Here is an 18,837-nt window from a genome sequence, read left to right on the forward strand (position 1 = left end):
AAGGCCTGATCCGTTCGTGAGACGATGCCGGGTGCCCGGGCTTTCCGCCGGCGACGTGGTGGTCCGTTCGGACTGATGACAGGAATGACGGCTGTCGCTGATGCATGACCCGATACGGTCTTGCAGGGCGGCTCTACGCCTGTGCCACGTGGCGGTCAGCGCACGGGGCAATGCCGTTCGCGGCGGGCCGGGGGGTTCAGGCCGGGCTGGATCTTAAACTACTATAGTTGAACGTCGTTAAATTGGCCCGGTGCCGATGGAAGCCGAACCACGAAACCGCGGATCTTTCCAAAAACGCCGGGCCGGCACCTGTTTACCAGGGGCGCATCGAGTCGCCATAGACGAGCGAAAGAATGAACTTCAGCACTTTTTTCTCCCTTATTCACGCCGTTTCGGACGCTTGATAAAGTTAATCAGGCGTTAATTGAAACACAACATGGTTTATTGATCGTTAACCATGTTTACGTGTCGTAATGGGAGGCTTAACGCTATCTTCAGTATCGGCAGCTAGCGTTTCGGAGATGAATGACCGGTCGCATCTTCCTTCCGACTGCCGTTGCGACGTGCGTGAGTGCGGGTATGCGTCGACGGGGCGGTCCTATGACTGACGTCCCGGAGCACGTGACTGTGCCTTGCCTTCCGGTCGCTTATCATGGCTGGCAGTTCGTCATCCTGGCGGAAGTGGCGAATTTCGCGATGCTTCGCCGGCATGTCGGGCGGGGCCGTGCAGACACGCTGGTCGGCGACATCGCGATCCGGATCGCAGCCTTATTGCCACAGTCGCGCACCGAAATCGCCGCCCGCGACCTGATCGACATCGCGCTGCTGGGGGATCAGCAGAGCGATCTCGATCTGGCGCTCGACCAGATCGCGCACGCCTTCACCACGCCGTTCGACATCGATGGCGAGCTCTATCATGTCGACCTGACGCTGGGCGGCGCGTCGGTCCGTGCGCCACAGCACGACGAGGTTCGCCTGGTCGAGGAAGCCGAACTCGCCCTTGACGACGCCCGGGTCGAACGCGGACCCATCGCGCGCGACGTCTCTGCCGCCAGCGCATCGCTCGACCGGCTGATGCTGGCGCGCGAGCTGCACAAGGCGATCGGCGGCGACCAGCTGTTCCTCCAATATCAACCCAAGGTCCATCTGCGTCGGCAGGAGATCGTCAGTGTCGAGGCGCTGGTCCGCTGGCGCCATCCGCAGCGCGGCCTCGTGTTGCCGAGCGACTTCATCCCGATCGCGGAGGAGAGCCGCGATATTGTCGCGCTCACGCTATGGACGATCGAGCAGGTTATCGGCGACCAGCGAATCCTGGCGGCGCATGGTCATGACCTGCCGATATTCATCAATATCGCCGGCGTGTTGCTCGCAGATGCCCGTTTCGTGCGGCAGGCGTGCGAGATGATCACTTCGAGCGGTGCGCGTCTGGGCTTCGAGATCACCGAGACGTCGGTGATTCGCGATCCGGAAAGCGCGATCCGGAATTTGCAGATTTTCGCGGATATCGGCATCGTGATCGCGATCGACGATTATGGTGCCGGCCTGTCGTCGCTCGCCTATCTCAAGCAGCTTCCCGCCAGCGAGCTCAAGATCGACAAGCTCTTCGTCACGCAACTCACCAGTTCGAACCGCGACCCGCTGATCGTCCGGTCGACCATCGATCTGGCGCATGCGCTCGAGATGGAAGTTGTGGCAGAAGGGGTTGAAACCCCGGCAGCAATGGCATTGCTGTCGGTCATGGGGTGCGACATGGTGCAGGGATTCCTGATCAGCCGCCCGATCGGGCTCGATGCGCTGCTCCCGTTCCTGGCGGAGGAACGTCACCTCGCAATCGCGCAGGATGTGCGGTCGCCTTTCACGCGGGTGGCGGCCTTTCGGAAGAGCGGCTGAATGCACAGGTCGATCCGATCGCGTGTGATCGCTTGCAGCCTGGCGGTGGGCGTGATGTTGGCAGCGCCCTTTCTGACGGCTGCGGCCCCGGTCGTGAAAGTGTCCGCCGCGACATCGGCGGTACGGTTCGACGCCGCGATCGCCGACGCGAAGTCGGCGATGCAGGTCGATCCTTCCGTGGCAATCCGTAAGGCAAAGGCAGCCGAGACGATCGCCCAAGGCATCAATGATCCGGTCCGGAAGGAGAACGCGCTCGCCACCGCCTGGTGGTTGCAGGGTGAGGCATTGATCCGGGTCAGCGACCCGGATCATGCCGAACTGCTCATCGCACGGTCGCTGGCCATCGTTCAGCGGCGCGACCCCAATTCGAATCTGCACGCCAACGTCCTGCTGTCGCGGGGCGGGGTGCATGCGGCGCGCGGGCAGGTCGCCGCGTCGCTGGCCGACTACCAGAACGCGCACAACATCTTCCGTGCGCTTTCGGATAATCGCAACCGCGCAAAGGCGCTGATGTTGATTGCGGCGCTCTATGGCGACAGCAATGATGCCGAGTCGGCGCTGAAGTATCTGGGCCAAGCACTGGACACTTATGACGGCGATCCTGGTCTGCTAGTTTCGATCTATAATAACCGCGGGTCGTATCTGCAGGATCTTGGCCGTTACGATCAGTCCGCGGCGCAGTACCGCAACGCCCTGCGGCTCGCGGGGCAGATGAAAAGCCCGCTTTTGCAATCCCGTATCCAGGGAAATATTGCTAGGACGCTTCTCAAGGCTGGTAAGATCGCTGCGGCAGCGGAGGCCGTCGCGTCGAGCCAGCGCCTTACCCTGCGATCAGAAGCTGCGGTGTGGCGCGTTCAGCTCCTGCCGATCGCCGCCAAAGTTGCGTTTAAGCAGGGCAATCTGCAGCGCGCGTTGGCGCTGATTTCGGAACGTTTTGCGGGCGTCGATGTCGAAAACACCAGCTTGTCGTTTAGGGAAGCGCACCAGACAGCTTATGCAATCTACAAAGCGCTCGACCGCCCTGCAGACGCACTCCTCCATCTCGAGGCGCAGAAGCGTCTGGATGATCAGGCGACCAAGCTTGCTACCAACATGAGCACGGCTTTGCTGGCGGCACGATTCGACTTTGCGAATCAGGAACTGAAGATTTCGAAGCTGCGCGCCGACGACCTCGAGCGCAGCGTGCGGTACGAGAAGGATCGGGCGAAGACACAGCGGCTGATGTTCATCGGCGCGATCGCCGCGGTTTCGATCATCATTGGCATGCTCGCAATCGGCCTGGTGACGATCCGTCGCAGTCGCGACAAGGTCCGGGCGGCGAATGACGATCTCGCGATCACCAATGCCGCGCTTGGCAAGGCACTCGCGGCGAAGACCGAATTCCTTGCCACGACCAGCCACGAGATCCGCACGCCGCTGAACGGGATCTTGGGCATGACCGAGGTCATGCTCGCCGATTCGCGCCTGACGCCCGACCTGCGCGATCGCCTCGGCATCGTGCGCGGCGCGGGGGCGACGATGCGCGCGCTGGTCGACGACATTCTCGACATCGCCAAGATGGAAACCGGCAACCTGACGATCGAGTTCGCACCGTTCGATCTGTGCGCTACGGTGACCGATGCTGCGCAGATGTGGGAGGAGCAGGCCCGGTCGAAGGGGCTGTCGTTCACGCTCGACATGGCCGACTGCCCCGCCCGGATTATGGGCGACGCCGCGCGGGTGCGGCAGATCGTGTTCAACCTGTTGTCGAATGCGCTGAAATTCACCCGCGTGGGCGCGGTGACGGTGGCGTTGCGGACGGGTGAAGACCGGCTGTGGCTCGACGTATCCGATTCGGGCATCGGCATTCCGGCGAACAAGCTCGACGAGATCTTCGAATCCTTCCGCCAGGCGGATGCCGGAACGACGCGGCAGTTCGGCGGCACCGGGCTCGGCCTGTCGATCTGTCGCAACCTGGCGCGCGCGATGAATGGCGACGTCACGGTCACCAGCCGCGAAGGGCAGGGCGCCACGTTCACGCTCAGCCTGCCGCTGGTCCATGCGGAGGCGATCGCGCTCGGCGACCTGGGGGCCGATCAGGGAACTGGCGCGGCGACGTTGATCATCGACCGCAATCCCATCATGCGCAGCATGTTCCGGACCCTGGTGACACCGCATTGCGACATCGTCCTGACCGCCGCCTCGATCGACGAGGCTGTCACGCTGCTGGCGCAGACGGTCGTCGCGAACATCGTGATCGACGATGCAACGTTGCGCGCCGGTGGCGATCCGGGGCCGGCGCTGGAGCAGCTGACGCGGGCGGCGGGTGATGCCGCGACGACGCTGTTGTGGCCCGCCGATCGGCTCGACGATCCGGCACTGCTCACGACTGCCATTACACGCATCGTTGCGAAGCCGGTATCGGGTGCGGATCTGGTCGAAGCGATCTTCGCGTCGCCGGTAGTTAAAAACAACGCAATTCCCGATCTTGTCTCGCGGGCGGCTTGATGCGTAAACGCCTAGCAATGACGGACAGCGCGCCTCTCCCGGTCGACCCGTCACGGAGGATATGTTGAACATATTGTTCATCGAGGACGATCGGATGAACCGCCGCGTGGTGGGCGACATGCTCGACGTGGCCGGCGCGACGATGGTCGAGGCGGAAAGCGCCGAGCGTGGCCTCGAAATCCTCGACGAGCAGGATTTCGAGATGGTGCTGGTCGACCTGCGCATGCCGGGCATGGACGGTATCACCGCGATCCGCCACATCCGCGCGCGGTCCGACGCCAAGGGCATGGTCCCAATCATCGTCGTGACCGCGGATGTCGCCCCCGACCTCCGCCAGCGCTGTCTTTCCGCGGGCGCCGACGATGTGATCTTCAAGCCGGTCGCGATGGATTCGCTGTTCGACGCGATCGGCCGGATCCTAGCGCGTGAGGCGCAGGGCGACGGGCTGATCGGCTGATCAACCCGCCGCCGGGCGCGCTCTGGCAGGGGCGACGGTCGGGCTAGAGCGTCTTTTCGTAGACCTGATAGACCTTGTTCATGCGGCTCTCGATCGTCTCGGCGATAGAGCGCATCCCCTGATTGTCGTCGAGGATCCAGCCGATCTCCGCGCGGGTCGCGCCGTAATCCTGCGAGGCGGAACGCCGGATATATTCGATCATCATGAAGGCGAGCTGGCTTGCCATGCGCGACGACTGCAGCTCCCGGACGACGCCCATCAGCGGGACGCGAACCGTCTTCACCTTTGGTTTGCGCAGCCACAGCAACAGCTTGGCCCAACCGAACGGCAGAAGCGACCCGCGCAGTGGCTTGATCGCCTCGTTCAGGTCGGGCAGCGTGATCATGAACGCGACGGGCTTGCCGTCGACCTCGGCGATCCGGATCAGGTCGTTGAAAACGATCGGCTTGAGCTTGACCCCGACATCCTTGATCTCGGGGGGCGTCAGGGGCACGAACCCCCAGTTGCTCGACCAGGCATCGTTGAGGATGGCGAGGATGATCGCGGCCTCGTCCTCGAACCGCGACTTGTCGACCTCGCGGATGACGATCCGCAGATTCTTCTCGCCGGACTTGATGATCCGCTGGACGATCGGCGGGAATTGTCGCGTGACGTCGACCTCATAGGTCATCAGCCGCTTGACGGGGACCTGGCCTGACCGCTCGACCCAGTCGCGATATTCGGGACGCGCATGCCCCATCATGATCGTCGGCGCGTGATCATAGCCTTCGATGAGGAGCCCGGGCTCCTCCCAGATCGACATGCTGATCGGGCCGAGCATCCGCGTCATGCCCTGCGCACGCAACCAATCCTCGGCAGCGGCGAGCAAAGCCTGGAACACCGGCTCGCTCTCCGCCTCCATCAGCCCCCATTGACCGACGCCGGGGCCAAAGCCCTGTTCGGCGGGCATGGTGAGCGCGAGCGTGTCGATATGCGCCGAGATGCGACCGACGACCCGGTCATTCTCCTCGGCGAGGAACAGTTGCGCCTTGGCATGGCTGAACCAGCCATTCTTTTCAGGCGTGATCAGTCCGAGCGCTTCGGTCTTGAGCGGCGGGACCCAGTGCGGATCGTCGCGATAGAGGCCGAAGGGCACGTCGACAAAGACCTTGCGATCGCGCTTCGTCTCGACCTTGCGGATCGTTATCGTACCGGCCATTGGCTCGCCCCTCAGCGCTGCGTCGTCAGCCGCTGCGGATATCGACGATCACGCAGTTCGTACAGCGGCTATTCCTCGGTCCGGAACAGGACAGCCTCGCCGATCAGGAAGAACAGGAGGAAGGGTGCCCAGGCGGCGAGGAACGGCGGATAGGCGCCAAGATTGCCCATCGCGAGCGCGAAATTGTCCGCGACGAAATAGGCAAAGCCCAGCCCCATGCCGATCACCGCGCGGACGAAGAGCTTGCCCGAGCGAGCAATACCGAACGCCGCGACTGCGCCGAGCAGCGGCATCAGCACCGAAGACAGCGGTCCCGACAGCTTGTGCCAGAGCGATCCCTCGAGTGCCTTGGTCGGGCGCCCCGCGTCAGCCAGATCGCCGATCGCCGCCTTTAGCGCGCCGAACGAAAGGCTGTCGGCGTCGACGCTTGCGAGCGTGAACTGGTCGGGGCGGACGTCACGCCCGACGACCACCGACCCGAGCGTGGTTAGCGTGCCGCTGGCGACGTCGAACCGCGTCGCGGGGCCGATCTCCCAGCCCCCGGCGACGCGCTTGCCATTAGGCGCGCGGATGATCGAGACGAGGCTGCCGCCGGCGCGATCGTATAGCGTCACCCCGCCAAGCCGCGTTCCGGCGCCCTTGCCGCGCGTCTGGTTCACCTGGATCAAATCGTCGCCGTCGCGGACCCAGACATTGGCACGGTCGCCACGGTCGATCGGCATCGCGCCGTAATTGACCTTCTGCCACTGCGACAGGGTGGCGGTGGCGCGCGACACGACGCGGTCGTTGAAGCTGAAGCTGACGATCGCGACGACCAGGCTGGCGATCAGCAGCGGGGCGAGCACCTGGTGCGCGGACAGCCCCGACGCCTTGAGCGCGATGATCTCGCTGTTCTGGTTCATCGTGATCAGCGTCAGGATGGTGCCGAGCAGGACCGAGAAGGGCAGCGCGAAGGCGATGATCTGCGGTGCGCGCAGGCTGACATATTGCCAGACCTGCGCGTCGCCATTCCCCGCCTGCGCCAGGATGTTGCCCGATTCGCTCAGCAGATCGAGCGCCTGGAGCACGAGGACCAGCGCCGCGAGGATGCTGAACGTCCGCGTCATGAACAGCCGGCCCATATAGACCGCGACCGTGCGCGACGGAAAGATCGTGATCCTGCTCATGCCGTCTTCTCTTTGCGGCGCCCGGGCAGCCGGCTGGTGATCGCCTTGCCGATCCGGCCGACGCCGCGCTCAAGCGCACCGATCGGCTCGCCGCCGGGCACATAGGCGATGGTGTAGTACATCCACAGGATCAGCCCTGCGAACACCGTGAACGGCACCCACAGCGCGATCAGCGGGTCGATCCGGCCAAGCTCGCCGACGTCCGCCGCATATTGGTTCACCTTGTGATAGGTGACGATCATCACGATCGACAGGAAGACGCCGAGACCGGACGTCGATCGTTTCGCAGGCACGCCGAGCGCCACCGCCAGCATCGGCAGCAGGAACATCATCGCCACCTCCGCCAGACGGAAGTGGAATTCGGACCGGCTTGCATCGCGCAGCTCGGGCGTCGCCGCCTCATGCCCCGCACGCGCGAGTTCGGGCAGCGTGAATTCGAGGTTGCGCCCGCCGCGGACGCGGAAGCTCTCGAACTTGGGCAGGTTGATCGGCAGGTCATGGCTGCTGAAGGTCAGCACGCGCGGCGTCTTGAATTCGGGCCGTTCGTGGATCAGCGTGCCGTTGGCGAGACGGAAGATGATGACGTTGGGATCGTCGGTCGCGAGGAAGCGTCCCTTCTCCGCGGTGACGCCGATCCAGTCGTTCTTGGGCGTCTGCGCATGGACGAAGATGCCCGACAGCTCGCGCCCCTTGTCGCGGCTCTGCTCGATCCGCAGCGTCATCCGGTCGCCCAGATGCGTGAATTCACCAACCTTGATCGATGCGCCGAGCGCGCCCGTGCGCAGCTCGAAGCGGAGCCCCTCGTAATAATAGCGGGCGATCGGCTGGAGATAGCCCACGATCAGCAGGTTCGCGATCGCCAGCACGATGGCGAACATATAGGGCACCCGCAGCAGCCGGGTATAGCTCATCCCCACGCTGCGCAGGACGTCGAGTTCCGACGTCGTCGCGAGCTTGCGGAACGCGAGCAGGATGCCGAGCAGCAGCCCGATCGGAATCCCGAGGCCGAGATATTCGGGCAGCAGATTGGCGAGCATCCGCCAGACGACGCTGATCGGTCCGCCCTCGGTCGCGACGAAATCGAACAGCCGGCGCATCCGGTCGAGCACGAGCAGCATCGCCGCGATGATCAGCGTCGAAAAGAGCGGGACCGCGATCAGCCGGGCCATGTAGCGATCGATGGATTTCATGAAGCGGGGGCTCTGCGAGCGCCTCGAACGCGAGGCGTGGGGCGGGTCTATATCAGCTTTTCGCGCGGGATATAGGGCGGCGGCTATAGTTCGGACGGGGCGGGCCTGTCACGGTCTATTCGGCCGCCATCTGGCGGGGCGGGGTGGGGCGGTCGGTGCCCATCGCCGCCGCGACCGCGCGTTCCAGGCCGCTCAGCGTGAAGGGTTTGCGCAACACCTCATGGTCGCCGAACTCGCTCGTCGCGGCTTCACCCGCAAACCCCGTGACGAACAGGATCGCGATGTCGGGGAAAAGCGGCCGCAATGCCGCGATCATCTCAGGCCCCGTCTGCCGCGGCATCAGCACGTCGGAAATGATCAGGTCGATCGCGCCGTGACGCGCGAGCATCGCCGCCGCATGGGTCGGGTCGTCACAGGCGACCGGATGATGGCCAAGCTCCTCGAGCGCACCGATCGTCGCGGCGAGCACGCGGGGATCATCCTCGACCACCAACACGTTCAGCCCCGTCGGCGCGACGGGCTGTACCGGCTCTGGCAGGTCCGCAAACGGCAGGACGGGCTGCGGCTCGATCGCGGGATCGCTGGTGTCGCGGGGCAGATACAGCGTCACCGTCGTCCCTTCACCGACCACGCTGGCAATCGCGATCTCGCCGCCCAGCTGCCGGACGAGGCCGAAGATCTGGCTGAGGCCAAGGCCCGTACCCTTGCCGGTTTCCTTGGTGGTAAAGAACGGCTCGAACACGCGCTCGGCGACGTCCGGCGACATGCCGCTGCCGTCGTCTGCGACCGTGATGGTGGCAAAGTCGCCCGCCGGGCAGTCGCCGATCGCGCCCGCGGCCAGCACTGCCGCGCCGGTGGTCACGATCATCGTGCCGCGGCCGTTCATCGCGTCGCGCGCGTTGACTGCAAGGTTGAGCACCGCATTTTCGAGTTGGACGCGATCCGCGCGGACCCGCCAGCCTTTGGAGGCGTCGACCACGTGCAGCGTGATCGCATCGCCGAGCGTCCGGTCGAGCAGGTCGGACATGCCCTCGACCAGCCCTGCCACCCCCATCGTCTCGGGCTTCAGCGAATCCTCGCGGCTGAAGGCGAGCAGCCGGCGGGTCAGCGCGGCGGCACGGGTGGCGCCGTCGGTCGCGCTCTCGATGTGTCGCCGCGCGGTCGCCGGATCGCGCGCGATGTTGCGCAGCGCCAGTTCCAGCCCGCCCAGGATGACGGCCAGCATATTGTTGAAATCATGCGCAATACCCCCGGTCAGCCGACCGACCGCGTCCATCTTCTGGACCTGGCGCAGCTTGGCGTCCTGCACGCGCAACTCGGCCGTCGCCTGTTCGACCGCGGCGGACAGTTCCTCGGCACGGCTGCGTTCCATGTCCGCGTCCGCCTGCGCGACCGCCCGGTCGCTGACCGCGCGGATCGTGAACCAGCCCAGCCCGATCGCGCCGAGCACGATCAGCATCCCGAACACCGCCAGCACGCCCGCGATCGAGCTTGAGCGTTCGACCGATGCCATCGCTCGCGACGTCCGGTTGTCGAGCAGCGCCCGCTCGCGCGCGATGAGCCGGTCGAGCGTCCGGTTGATCGCGATCAGCGTCGGGGCGTTGCGGCCCTGGTAATAGCGCGCGAACGCCTGCGAATTCTTGCCGTAATTGGTGCTGAGCGCGGTCATCGACAGCTCGCGGCCGCGGTCTTCATAGGCCTGGCGCAGTTCGGCGATGTGCCCGCGCTGTTCGCCATTGTCGTAGGTCAGCCGCTCGAGCCGGTTGAGCTGCGTCCCGGCCAGGACCCATTCCTCGAAATAGAGCCGGCCGAGCTGTCGGTCGCCGCTGATCACATAGCGGCCGAGCGACGCCTCCGACCGGGCGATCGTGCTCGACAGCGTGCGCGCGAGGATCATCACGTCATAGCTGTGCGCCTGCAGCCGCAACGCGCTGTCGCGCTGACGGTTCGCGCTGCTCAGCGTGGCGATGAGCCCGACCAGAACGGCGGCGCCCAGCAGCGCCATCACGATGAGCGTGATGGTCCGCCAGGTCGCACCGCCCCCAAGGGCTGCCGCGTCGGCCTCGTCCTGCGTCACCCCGCGACGATAGCGTGCGTATTGCTCCCGACGCAATGACAGCGGCCGGCTGCTAGCCGATCACGCCGACGGCGCGACCCGCGTCGCGGAACATGCCCAGGATCGTCTCGACCTGCGCGTCGGTATGTTCGGCGCACAGCGAACAGCGCAGCAGGAACGTGCCCGCAGGCGTCGCCGGCGGGCGTGCCATGTTGACGTAGAGCCCGCCCTCGAGCAGCGACTGCCAGATCGCGATCGCCTGTTCCTGGTCGGTCAGGATGATCGCGATGATCGCCGAATCCGACGTCTCGGTGCCGAGCTTGAAGCCCATCGCCTTGAGGCCCGCATGCATCGCGCGTGCATTCTTCCAGAGCTGCGCGCGCTTGTCATGCGCGGTCATGAGCTTGCGGATCGACGTCGCGGCGGTGGCGACGACCGAGGGGGGAAGCGACGCGGTGAAGATGTACGGGCGGCAGGCGAAGCGGACCATCTCGAACTTCGGGTGGTTCGACACGACGAACCCGCCGACCGTCCCGACCGATTTCGAGAAGGTGCCGACGACGAAATCGACCTGGTCGGTCAGCCCCATCTCCTCGTACACGCCGCGGCCATTGGGGCCGAAAAAGCCCATCGAATGCGCCTCGTCGACCAGCACCATGCAACCATGCTTCTTGGCGACCGCAACCATCTCCTTGAGCGGGGCGATGTCGCCGAGCATCGAATAGACGCCTTCGAGCACCACCAGCTTGCCGGCTTCCTTGGGCAGGCGGCCGAGCCGCTTGTCGAGATCGGCGACGTCGTTGTGGCGGAAGCGGACGATCTCGGCATTGCCCTGCTTGCAGCCGTCATAGATCGACGCATGGCTGTCCGCGTCGAGGATGACGTACTCGCCCTTGCCGGCGAGCGTCGAGATGATCCCGAGATTGGCCATGTAGCCGGTCGAGAACACGATCGCGCCGCTCATGTCGTAGAACTCGCGCAGTGCCTGCTCGACGTCGATATGATCGTGGAACGTGCCGTTGAGCATCCGGCTGCCATTGGTGCCCGACCCGAATTTCTCGAGCGCGTCCTTGCCCGCCTGGATGACGTCGGGGTCGAACGTCATGCCCATATAGTTGTAGGTGCCGAGCAGGATCGTGTCCTTGCCGCGGATCACCGCCTCGGTCGGCGACTTGACCTCGTCCATCACGATCGTGAACGGATTGCGCACGCCGGACTGCACCAGCGCCTCGCGTTCGGCGATCAGGCCATCGAACTTGCTCATCAGATCGCGTTCGGGCGCGACCTCGGGGGGATCGACGGGGAGGGCGTGGGCGGTAGTGGCGGCTTCGGTCATGTTCGGTTCCAGATCAGGACGGTATCGCCCCTTGCCATTCGCCGTGAGCGAAGTCGAAGGGCCTGTGTCTCATGTGCTTCGACTACGCTCAGCACGAACGGGATATTTTTGGTTAGTCCTGCTTCAACTTCGCGACGGCATCGACCAGCTGGCCGACGGTTTCGATCTCGGCCTGCATGTTCATCGTGATGATGATGTCGAATTCATCCTCGATCGCGGCGACGAAATCCATGACGGTCAGGCTGTCCCATTCGAGATCGCCCTGGAAGGTGGTCGCATCGCTCAGCGCGACGCCCTTCTTGTTGAACGGCTCGATCTGCGCGGTGACGGTGTCGTAGATCTGCTGACGGTCGCTCATGCTCTTCCTTCCGGGTGTCGACGCAATCCTGACAGCGAATTGCGGCGGCTTTTCGGCGCTATAGCAGCCCCGCCGCGCGATACCACGCCGCGGTTTGCGCCAGGGCCTGCGGGGTCGGGACCGCGGGCGTCCAGAGCGTAGCCGGCGGCGGCGTGTGCGAGACCCAGTCGGGATGGCAGAAATAGCGGACCCGGTCGCGCGTCAGCTTGGCCTTGCCGCGCCGGACGAAACGGTCGGCGGCGGACGCCAGCGACAGGACGACGCGCGGCATCGATAGCGGCCTCACCGGTTTCCCGACCGCGACGCCGATCGCGCGCGCGAAGTCGCGATTGTCCCAGCCCTTTGGCGTGCCATCGTCGGGTTCCATGATCGCCGGCGCGACCGGGATCTCGGCCAGCGCGAGCAGCAGCGCGGTCAGATCCTCGACATAGAGCAGCGAGACGCGCGTGCCGGCAGGGGGCATCGGCACATACCCCGACCGCGCCGCCTTGAACACGTCGAGCAGGTCGTGATCGCGCGGGCCGAAGATCGCGGGCGGGCGGACGATCGTCCAGTCGAGCCCCGACGCGGCAACGCACGTCTCCGCCTCGGCCTTCGACCAGCCATAGTTGGACAGTGCCGGCGCTCGCGCCGCCAGCGACGAGACCTGGACGAAGCGGCGAATACCCGCCGACCGCGTCGCATCAACGATCGCCTGAGTGCCGGCGATATTGCCCTCGGCAAAGCCCGCGCGATCCGCGGCGTTGACCACGCCGGCGACGTGGATGACCACGTCCGCGCCCTTGACCAGCGTCGCCAGGCTCTTCGGGCGATCGAGCGCGCCTTCGATCCAGGTCACGCCGATGCGCTTGGCCTGTGGCTTGCGGGCGAGCGCGCGGATCGTGTGTCCCGTCTCCAGCGCATGGTCGATCAGGTGGCTGCCGACGAACCCGGTACCGCCGGTGATGGCCAGGATCATGACGGCTCGCTCCAGATCGACGGTTGCGCGGCAGTCATACGAGCGCCAGATGATTGCGATGGACGAGCGCCGAGCGCGGCGCATAGCCGAGGATCGCGGCGTGATCGTCGCTATGGCGGCCGAGCAGACGCGCGGTGTCCGCCGCGTCATATTCGGCGAGGCCGCGCGCAACGATGCCGGCCGGCCCCTCGATCGTCACCAGATCGCCGCGCACGAAGCCCCCGTCGAGCCTCGTCGCGCCCGCGGCCAGCAGGCTGCGCCCCTGGCCGAGCGCGGCAGCGGCGCCCGCGTCGACATGGATCGTGCCCTTTGCAGTCAGTCCGCCCGCCAGCCAGGCTTTCCGCGCAGACGCGGTGCGTTCGGCGCTGAAGATCGTGTGGCGGGCAGGGGTGGAGAGCGGATGGTCGATTCGGCCCGAGGCGATCACGAGTGGAATGCCTGCCGCCGTGGCGATTCGCGCGGCGGCGATCTTCGATGCCATGCCGCCCGATCCCATGCCGGACCCCGACCCGTCGTCCGCCATCGCCGCGACCGCGTCGATCTTGGGGACATCGGCGATATGGGCGGACGAAGGATCGACATGCGGATTGGCGGTATAGAGTCCGTCGACGTCGGAGAGCAGGACCACACCCTGCGCTCCAGCAGCCTGCGCGACCCGCGCCGCGAGCCGGTCATTGTCGCCGAAGCGGATTTCGGCGGTCGCGACGCTGTCATTCTCGTTGATGACCGGCACGACCCCGAGCGACAGGAGCCGGCTGAGCGTCGCGGCGGCATTGAGATAGCGGCGGCGGTCCTCGAGATCGTCGAGCGTCACCAGCATCTGCGCCGCGTTCAGCCCCTTCGCGGCGAGCAGCTCGGCCCAGACCTGGCTCAGCGCGATCTGCCCGGTGGCGGCCGCGGCCTGCGCATCCTCGAGACTCGCGCGGCCGCCCTTGGCGAGGCCAAGCCGCCGCGCGCCGAGCGCGATCGCCCCAGACGACACGATCGCGACCTGCTGCCCGGCACCGGTGCGCGCGGCGACGTCGGCGACGAGCCCGGCGAGCCAGTCCCGCCGGACACTGCCGTCGGGATCGACGAGCAGTGCCGAACCGATCTTTACGATCAGGCGGGGACAGGAGGACGGCGGAAACATCATTGGTCGACCCCGTAGGTCCTCCCCGTAGGTCGTCATAGCCTGCAACACCCTATCGTCATTCCCGCGGAGGCGGGAACCCATATTGGCTGGCCTCACCACCGAATCGCATACCCCTGAGGCTATGGATCCCCGCCTGCGCGGGGATGACGATGGCGTACATGATCGGGCTACGGAGCGGTTTTGAACGCTACAGCGGCGACCATGCGACCGGCTCTTCGCCCTCCGCCAGGTCCTTCGGCGCGCCCGGTGCCGGGCCGATCTCGCCGATCAGCTTGTCGAGCACGGCTTCCACGCCGGCACCGCTCGCGCCGGACATCGCCATCACCTCGGCACCGCTGGCCTCGGCCAGTTCGGCCGACAGCGCCGCGATCAGCTCGGCGTCGAGCATGTCGGTCTTGTTCAGCGCGACGATCACCTTCTTGTCGGTCAGGCCCTCGCCGTAATTGGCCAGCTCGTCGCGGACGATCCGGTAGGATTCGCCGACATCCGCGTCGTTCGCATCGACCAGATGCAGCAACACGCGGCAGCGTTCGATATGCCCGAGGAAGCGGTCGCCGATGCCTGCGCCCTCGGCCGCACCCTGGATCAGCCCGGGAATGTCCGCGACGACGAATTCGCGCTGCTTGTGGCGGACCACGCCCAGCTGCGGCCGGGTGGTGGTGAAGGCATATTCGCCAACCTTGGCCTGCGCGTTCGTGACCTGGTTGATGAAGGTCGACTTGCCCGCATTCGGCAGGCCGACGAGACCTGCATCGGCGAGCAGCTTCAGCCGCAGCCAGACCCAGGCCTCGCCATAGGGCCAGCCGGTGCCGTGCTGGCGCGGGGCGCGGTTGGTCGATGTCTTGTAGCTGGCGTTACCGCGCCCGCCGTCGCCGCCGCGGAACAGCACTTCGCGCTGGCCGACTTGCGTGAAGTCGATCAGCACCTCTTCCTTGTCCTCCGACAGCACCTGCGTGCCGAGCGGAACGCGGATCACGAGGTCCTCGCCGCCCGCGCCGGTGCGGTTCGAGCCCGAGCCGCCGGAGCCGCGCGGGGCACGGAAATGCTGTGTGTAGCGAAAGTCGATCAGCGTGTTCAGGCCGGCGATGCATTCGAACACGATGTCGCCGCCCTTGCCGCCATTGCCGCCATCGGGGCCGCCATATTCGATGAATTTCTCGCGGCGGAAGCTGACGGCACCGGGGCCGCCCTCACCCGAACGTACGTAGATCTTGGCTTGGTCTAGAAAATGCATCGCCGCCCCATAGCGAAATTGGCGAAAATCGCCAGCCTCTGCGACTCGGGCCCTGGTCGGCGTTGCTCAGGCCGACGGGCAGGCGGCGGCGTCCTTGCTCGCGAGCAGCGCGTCGAGCGCGAGTTCGCGCGCCCTGGTCGCGGGCAGGCCGAGCGCGCGGGCCATCGGCGCGCCCATCAACGCGTCGCCCAGCGCCATCAGGACCAGCGTCAGCGTCTGGTCCTGGATCGGCTGGTCGCCGGGCATGTCGCCCTCGGCAAGTTCGTCGACCAGATCGTGGATCGCGGTGAGAATCGGGTCGAGCGCGTCGGTGTTGCCCGACAGGATCATCCAGCTCGCCAGCGCGCCCGCGCCGCCCTTGCCGAATGCGTCGAAGGTCATCTCGACCACCTCGCGCGGATCCAGCTCGCCCGCGCGGACACGCAGCACCGCGGCGCCGATCGTGCCGACGATATCCGCCGCCATCCGCGTGATCAGCGCGGTCTGCAGCGCCTCGGCCGAGCCGAAATGGTGGAGCAGATTGGCGTGCGTCCGCCCGATCCGGCCCGCCACCGCCTTCAACGTGACCGCGCCGGGACCGCTTTCGACGAGCAGCGCGCGCGCGGCCTCGACTGCGGCGTCACGCGATTCGGTCGGGGAGAGGCGCTTGCGGGGTGTTGACGTCACGAAATGAAAAACCTACTTACAACTGTGTCAGTAATGACGATCTGTCTCTGTTTGGAGGTTTCCGTGGCGAAAGCAACCACACCCGTCGATCTGACGATCACACCGCGCGATCGTCGATTTGGCCGGGGCTCGCCGATTCGCCGGTGGTGGCTGAACGACGATCCGATCGCGACGGCCTTTTACAACGCCTTGTCGGTCACCTTCCCCAAGGGCGAGGGCTATTTCGTCGACAGCGTTCGCCGGTTTCGCGACGGTACGCCGCCCAAGCTGACCGCCGAGATCAACGCGTTCATCAAGCAGGAGGTGATCCACACCCGCGAGCATGTCGCGTTCAACCGCCACGTCACCGATCAGGGGTATGACGTCGCGCCGCTGATCGCCGATGTCGACGCCGCGCTCGCGCTGACCAAGGGGCGCCCGCCGATCGCGAGCCTCGCCGCGACGACCGCGCTCGAGCATTTCACCGCGATGCTCGCGCATGAATTGATCGCGAACCCCCGGCACCTCGCCGGCGGCGATCAGCAGGCGGCGGCGCTGTGGCAATGGCATGCCGCCGAGGAGATCGAGCATAAGGGCGTCGCCTATGACACCTGGTTGCACGCGACCCGCGACTGGCCTCGGTTCACCCGCTGGCGGGTCAAGTCGCTGGTGATGCTGATCACGACGTGGCGCTTCTTCACGGGGCGGGCGCGCGGCATGACCGAATTGCTGCGGCAGGACGGGCTCACGGGCCCGCGGATCTGGGCGCGGATGGCATGGTATGCGTTCGGCAACCCGGGCATGGCGCGCAAGATAGCGGGCGTGTGGGCGGCCTATTTCCTGCCCGGCTTCCATCCCTGGAAACACGACGACCGCGCGCTGATCGCGCTGGCCGAAAGTGATTATGAGGCGGCGGTGCTGCCGGTCGAGAAGCGGGCGGTCGTGGTGGCCTGAGCTACGGTTGCGGCCTCTCTTCTGCCGCGTTCTCCCGCGAAGGCGGGAGCCCAGAGTCCCAAACGGCACCGCCCGCGACTCCTGGACCCCCGCCTTCGCGGGGGGACGGGGAGTAGGGCGAATCGTCGCCAACATATTCCACCCCGGCGGAGGCCGGGGCCCAGTTGGAAAGGTCGTAGTAACGACGCGATGACCGCAGTCAACGACGTTCCCCAACTGGACCCCGGCCTCCGCCGGGGTGGTGAACCACAGCCGGGATGCGCGAATCACGCCGCCATCGGCATCGGCGCACATCGGTCCTCATCGAGCACCAGTTCGAACAGTACGGCCTGAGCCTCGCCGCCACGCCCGCGCGACGCCCGAGGCTCGACCCGCCCGGTCGGCCGGAAGCCGAGCTTGGCCAGGACGCGGCCGGACGCGGGATTGTCGACGAAATGGAACGCCTCGAGCCGCCGGAGCCCGAGCGCATGGCGCGCGATCGCGATCACCGCCTCGCCAGCTTCAGTCGCATAGCCGCGTCCCCAGGCATCGGGCGTCACCCAATAGCCGAGCTCATGGCCATACCCGTCCGGCGATGCATGGATATCGATGCCGCCAATCAGCCGCGGCGCGCCGGGGTCGAGCGCATCGATCAGGAAGCGCGGCTGATGCTCGCCGCGCGGCTGCGCCAGAAAGGCCGCCGCGTCGCCGAGTGAATAGGGCCAGGGTGCCCGCGTCAGCTTGGCGATCACGGCTTCGTGCCCGATCGCCTGCGTCAGCGCAGGCGCATCCTCGGGCCAGCCGGGCCGCAAGGTCAGTCTCTTCGTGCGCGCGAACATTGCTCTCTTCCTCTCGCGTCGTCGGCTGCGCGCATGCCACGTCAGGATGACGGGACGGCGACAGCCAAGGGGAGGGAGCAATAAAAAAGGGAGCCGGGGTGACCCGTCTCCCTTGTTCAGGTTCGCTTTCGCGACCCGGGTCACCCTGGTGGGCAACCCGGATGGTTACCCGATGTTATTCGGCTGCAACTGCCATGTCGGCGGCATCATTCGCTGCCAGCTCGACCGAGCAGAACTTGCGACCAAGTTTGCCCTGGCTGAACACGACGCGGCCATCGACCAGCGCGAACAGCGTATGGTCCGTGCCGATGCCGACATTGGTGCCCGGATAGAACTTCGTCCCGCGCTGGCGCACGAGGATGTTGCCGGCAACGCATGCCTGGCCACCGAACTTCTTCACGCCGAGACGACGACCGGCTGAATCGCGACCGTTGCGCGAAGAGCCGCCTGCTTTCTTATGTGCCATCTGAAACTACTCCTTATGCCTGAGCGGCCGGGGCGTCAGCCTCGGTCTGCTTGGCGGTCTGGCCGCCGACGGACACGATCTTCAGGATCGTGTGCTGCTGGCGATGGCCGTTCTTGCGACGATAGTTATGACGACGACGCTTCTTGAAGACGATGACCTTGTCCGCCTTCGCCTGAGCGATGATCTCTGCAGCGACGGTGAAACCCTCGACCGAGCGCAGTTCCGAGCCTTCGCCCGCCAACAGCACATCACCCAGCGTCACCGACGCACCTGCATCGCCCTCGATCTTTTCGACGACGATCTTATCTCCGGCGGCGACGCGATACTGCTTGCCGCCCGTGCGCACGACTGCGAACATGGCCCTTGTCACTTTCCAAATACATGTGCCCCACGAACGCAGGGTCCGCCGGGAGAAGCCGGGGAGCTAAGCGAGGGGCGTGACGATGTCAACCAAGAAGGGCCATTGCGGGGGGCGAAAACATCGCAGGT

At 65.8% G+C, this 18,837-nt stretch carries 17 protein-coding genes; 4 read left to right on the forward strand and 13 right to left on the reverse strand.

The features are described from left to right. Window positions 1-600 precede the first annotated feature (600 nt). The 3 genes from NEF64_RS07030 to NEF64_RS07040 all read left to right on the forward strand — a co-directional run bounded on the left by NEF64_RS07030 (window position 601) and on the right by NEF64_RS07040 (window position 4,834). The gene (locus NEF64_RS07030) at window positions 601-1,890 is read left to right on the forward strand and encodes an EAL domain-containing protein (RefSeq protein WP_081877554.1); all 1,290 of its coding nucleotides are present in this window, start codon (window positions 601-603) and stop codon (window positions 1,888-1,890) included. A 54-nt stretch (window positions 1,891-1,944) separates the two neighbouring features. After that, on the forward strand, window positions 1,945-4,377 hold the full coding sequence (locus NEF64_RS07035) for an ATP-binding response regulator (protein ID WP_235516363.1): 2,433 nt from the start codon (window positions 1,945-1,947) through the stop codon (window positions 4,375-4,377). Window positions 4,378-4,441: 64 nt separating this feature from the next. Then, window positions 4,442-4,834, forward strand: coding sequence for a response regulator (locus NEF64_RS07040; RefSeq protein ID WP_031394137.1), 393 nt, complete (start codon window positions 4,442-4,444; stop codon window positions 4,832-4,834). Between the two features lie 43 nt (window positions 4,835-4,877). Here the strand turns inward: NEF64_RS07040 and NEF64_RS07045 are convergent, their stop codons facing one another. From NEF64_RS07045 to NEF64_RS07090, 10 genes are all read right to left on the reverse strand, one after another. Continuing rightward, on the reverse strand, window positions 4,878-6,032 hold the full coding sequence (locus tag NEF64_RS07045) for a hypothetical protein (RefSeq protein ID WP_056406270.1): 1,155 nt from the start codon (window positions 6,030-6,032) through the stop codon (window positions 4,878-4,880). 68 nt (window positions 6,033-6,100) lie between these two features. Continuing rightward, window positions 6,101-7,198: an LPS export ABC transporter permease LptG gene (lptG, locus tag NEF64_RS07050; RefSeq protein WP_031394135.1), complete on the reverse strand. Its 1,098-nt coding sequence runs from the start codon at window positions 7,196-7,198 to the stop codon at window positions 6,101-6,103. Then, a complete protein-coding gene (gene lptF / locus NEF64_RS07055) occupies window positions 7,195-8,388 on the reverse strand; it encodes an LPS export ABC transporter permease LptF (RefSeq protein WP_031394134.1) in 1,194 nt (397 codons plus the stop codon). Before lptF ends, lptG begins: the two co-directional genes overlap by 4 nt. Window positions 8,389-8,503: 115 nt before the next feature. Continuing rightward, window positions 8,504-10,393, reverse strand: a complete 1,890-nt coding sequence (locus tag NEF64_RS07060) for an ATP-binding protein (RefSeq protein WP_082446825.1) — start codon at window positions 10,391-10,393, stop codon at window positions 8,504-8,506. Between the two features lie 124 nt (window positions 10,394-10,517). Next, window positions 10,518-11,780 carry a serine palmitoyltransferase gene (gene spt, locus NEF64_RS07065; RefSeq protein ID WP_056406274.1) on the reverse strand — a complete coding sequence of 421 codons (1,263 nt, stop codon included), beginning with the start codon at window positions 11,778-11,780 and terminating at the stop codon, window positions 10,518-10,520. Between the two features lie 112 nt (window positions 11,781-11,892). Then, window positions 11,893-12,138 (reverse strand): acyl carrier protein, encoded by a 246-nt coding sequence (locus tag NEF64_RS07070; RefSeq protein WP_037527622.1) that lies wholly within the window; start codon window positions 12,136-12,138, stop codon window positions 11,893-11,895. Window positions 12,139-12,196: 58 nt separating this feature from the next. Beyond that, window positions 12,197-13,096: an NAD-dependent epimerase/dehydratase family protein gene (locus tag NEF64_RS07075; RefSeq protein WP_056406452.1), complete on the reverse strand. Its 900-nt coding sequence runs from the start codon at window positions 13,094-13,096 to the stop codon at window positions 12,197-12,199. A 34-nt stretch (window positions 13,097-13,130) separates the two neighbouring features. Beyond that, on the reverse strand, window positions 13,131-14,231 hold the full coding sequence (proB, locus tag NEF64_RS07080) for a glutamate 5-kinase (RefSeq protein ID WP_056406277.1): 1,101 nt from the start codon (window positions 14,229-14,231) through the stop codon (window positions 13,131-13,133). Between the two features lie 187 nt (window positions 14,232-14,418). Next, entirely contained in the window at window positions 14,419-15,465 is a 1,047-nt protein-coding gene (obgE, locus tag NEF64_RS07085; RefSeq protein WP_056406279.1) for a GTPase ObgE, read from the reverse strand. 66 nt (window positions 15,466-15,531) lie between these two features. Further along, window positions 15,532-16,131, reverse strand: coding sequence for a TetR/AcrR family transcriptional regulator (locus NEF64_RS07090; RefSeq protein WP_031441339.1), 600 nt, complete (start codon window positions 16,129-16,131; stop codon window positions 15,532-15,534). A 33-nt stretch (window positions 16,132-16,164) separates the two neighbouring features. Between NEF64_RS07090 and NEF64_RS07095 the strand changes: the two genes are divergently transcribed. Next, entirely contained in the window at window positions 16,165-17,064 is a 900-nt protein-coding gene (locus NEF64_RS07095; RefSeq protein WP_051916321.1) for a metal-dependent hydrolase, read from the forward strand. Window positions 17,065-17,330: 266 nt separating this feature from the next. Here NEF64_RS07095 and NEF64_RS07100 read toward each other — a convergent pair whose 3' ends face one another. The 3 genes from NEF64_RS07100 to rplU all read right to left on the reverse strand — a co-directional run bounded on the left by NEF64_RS07100 (window position 17,331) and on the right by rplU (window position 18,706). After that, window positions 17,331-17,882: a GNAT family N-acetyltransferase gene (locus NEF64_RS07100; protein ID WP_031393731.1), complete on the reverse strand. Its 552-nt coding sequence runs from the start codon at window positions 17,880-17,882 to the stop codon at window positions 17,331-17,333. A gap of 175 nt (window positions 17,883-18,057) precedes the next feature. Continuing rightward, window positions 18,058-18,348, reverse strand: a complete 291-nt coding sequence (gene rpmA / locus NEF64_RS07105; protein ID WP_031393730.1) for a 50S ribosomal protein L27 — start codon at window positions 18,346-18,348, stop codon at window positions 18,058-18,060. Window positions 18,349-18,361: 13 nt separating this feature from the next. Continuing rightward, the gene (rplU, locus tag NEF64_RS07110) at window positions 18,362-18,706 is read right to left on the reverse strand and encodes a 50S ribosomal protein L21 (RefSeq protein WP_031393729.1); all 345 of its coding nucleotides are present in this window, start codon (window positions 18,704-18,706) and stop codon (window positions 18,362-18,364) included. Window positions 18,707-18,837: the final 131 nt, after the last annotated feature.

Origin of the sequence: Sphingomonas aerolata, from assembly GCF_023935825.1 — a bacterium.
Lineage (GTDB): Bacteria > Pseudomonadota > Alphaproteobacteria > Sphingomonadales > Sphingomonadaceae > Sphingomonas > Sphingomonas aerolata.